Raw genomic sequence first — 2,257 nt, forward strand, 5'->3', positions numbered from 1 at the left:
GGTGAGGATGGCGGGGAGGGGGTCCAGGGTCCACGGCGGTGTCGACCACCAGGGCGGGGGCCGATGATCGGGCTCGTACTCGGCGCGGCGGAGCAGGGTCTGGTCCCAGGTGGGGAGCAGCGGGTCGGGCTCGGCGGGCAGCCGCGCCTCGACCCGGCGGCGGTGCTCCGCCTCGTCGCCGCAGTGCACCTCGATCACCCGCAGCGGCACCCCGGCCCGCTCGGCCAGGTCGTGCCAGAGGCCGCGGGCGCTGGCCACCGGGTTGACCGCGTCGACCACCACGGTCACGGCCGAGCCCCAACTGCACCTCGGCCAGCCCCGCCACCGCCTGGTACGCCGCCATCCCGGGCACGTCGCCGACCAGCCCGTGGTGGGCCAGCGCCCGCTCGACCGGGTCCACCGGCAGCACGGGCGCGCCCAGTGCCACGCCGACCCGCCGGGCGAGGGTGCTTTTGCCCACCGCCGGCAGGCCGGCGAACGCGACCAGGACGGGCCTCACGGCAGCAGGTACGGCCGCACGTCCTCGGCGGCGGCGTCGCCGTACGACTCGGCCAGGCGCTTGACGAACAGGTCGCGGCGGACGTCGTACTCCTGGGTGCCGACGGTCTCCAGCACCAGGGTGGCCAGCAGCGAGCCGACCTGCGCGGCCCGCTCCAGGCCGAGGCCCCAGGAGAGCGCGGCGAAGAAGCCGGCCCGGAAGCCGTCGCCGACGCCGGTCGGGTCGACCGCCTGGATCTCCCGGGCGATCGGCACGTGGATCGTCCCGAAGTCCCGGCCGGCGATCTCCGCGCCGTGCTTGCCCAGCGTGGTGACCCGCACCTTCACCCGGTCGAGCAGCTGCTCGTCGGTGAGGCCGGCCTTGCTCTGCAGCAGGGACTTCTCGTAGTCGTTGGTCATCAGGTAGTCGGCGCCGTCGATCAGGCCGATCACGTCCGCGCCGTCCATCCGGGCGAGCTGCTGGGACGGGTCGGCGACGAAGGCGTAGCCGCGCTCCCGGCACTCGGCGGAGTGGCGGATCATCGCCTCCGGGTCGTTGGCGCTGACCAGCACCAGGTCGAGACCGCCGAGGCGCTGGGCGACCGGGGACAGCTCGATGTTGCGGGCCTCGCTCATCGCCCCGGCGTAGAAGGAGGCGATCTGGCACATGTCGGTGTCCGTGGTGCAGACGAACCGGGCGGTGTGCGCCACCTCGCTGACGTGCACCGACTCGCAGTCGACGCCGTGCCGCTCCAGCCAGGAGCGGTAGTCGGCGAAGTCGGCGCCGACCGCACCGAGCAGCACCGGGCGCAGCCCGAGCTGCGCCATGCCGAAGGCGATGTTGGCGGCCACCCCGCCGCGACGCAGCACCAGGTCGTCCACGAGGAACGACAGCGACACCTTGTGCAGCTGGTCGGCGATGAGCTGGTCGGCGAAGCGACCGGGGAAGCTCATCAGGTGGTCGGTCGCGATCGAGCCGGTCACGGCGATCTTCATGTCAACCCTCGGGGTCGGGAGCACGGCGCCGGTCAGCCTACCGGGCCGCCCGGGGAGCCGGTCCAGGGTCTTCTCGACAACGCGCAACCGGCGCTCATCCGGACGTCACCTCCGGCGGAGGCGCACAGACGACGCGGCCGCCCCGAAGGACGGCCCCGCCGTACGCAGGTGCTGGTCGATTCAGCTGAACGAGTCGCCGCAGGCGCAGGAGCTGCCCGCGTTGGGGTTGTCGATGGTGAAGCCCTGGGCGTCGATCCGGTCGGCGAAGTCGATGGTGGCGCCGGCCAGGTAGGGGGCGCTCATCCGGTCGACGACAACCTCGACACCGTCGAAGTCGGTGACGACGTCACCGTCGAGCGACCGCTCGTCGAAGAACAGCTGGTACCGCAGGCCGGAGCAGCCGCCCGGCTGCACCGCGACCCGGAGCCGCAGGTCGTCGCGGCCCTCCTGCTCGATCAGGGCCTTGACCTTCTGCGCCGCGACGTCGGTGAGGACGACGGAAGTAGGGGCCTTGGCCTCGGTCGACTCGGTCTGCGCTGGCGTGGTCACGTGGAAATCTCCCTGCGCGGTATGGGTCCGGACGCACTGGCCAACGTCGCGCGTCGTCCAGTGATTCCCGGTGTGGTCCAGATCCGATCGTACGCCGCCCCGGGCGGCGGCACCCGGGTGGCGTGACGGGAGCGCCGTGAGCCGCGCCGCAGGTCCGCGCGGAAACACCGACGCCGGGTGCGAAACCTTGCGGCGCCCCGGCCGGTCGTCAGCGGCTCCACTGCCGGGCCAGCCG

General features: G+C 73.0%; 2 protein-coding genes and 1 pseudogene. All 3 read right to left on the reverse strand.

Going from position 1 to position 2,257, the window contains the following annotated elements; translation table 11 throughout:
- A pseudogene (locus JNW89_RS35260) lies at positions 1–288 on the reverse strand (ATP-binding protein); the annotation flags it as partial.
- A 207-nt stretch (positions 289–495) separates the two neighbouring features.
- Positions 496–1,473 carry a carbohydrate kinase family protein gene (locus JNW89_RS35265; protein ID WP_238452323.1) on the reverse strand — a complete coding sequence of 326 codons (978 nt, stop codon included), beginning with the start codon at positions 1,471–1,473 and terminating at the stop codon, positions 496–498.
- A gap of 180 nt (positions 1,474–1,653) precedes the next feature.
- Positions 1,654–2,022, reverse strand: coding sequence for an iron-sulfur cluster insertion protein ErpA (gene erpA / locus JNW89_RS35270; RefSeq protein WP_179801104.1), 369 nt, complete (start codon positions 2,020–2,022; stop codon positions 1,654–1,656).
- Positions 2,023–2,257 lie beyond the last annotated feature (235 nt).

Source organism: Micromonospora sp. 4G55, from assembly GCF_016803375.1.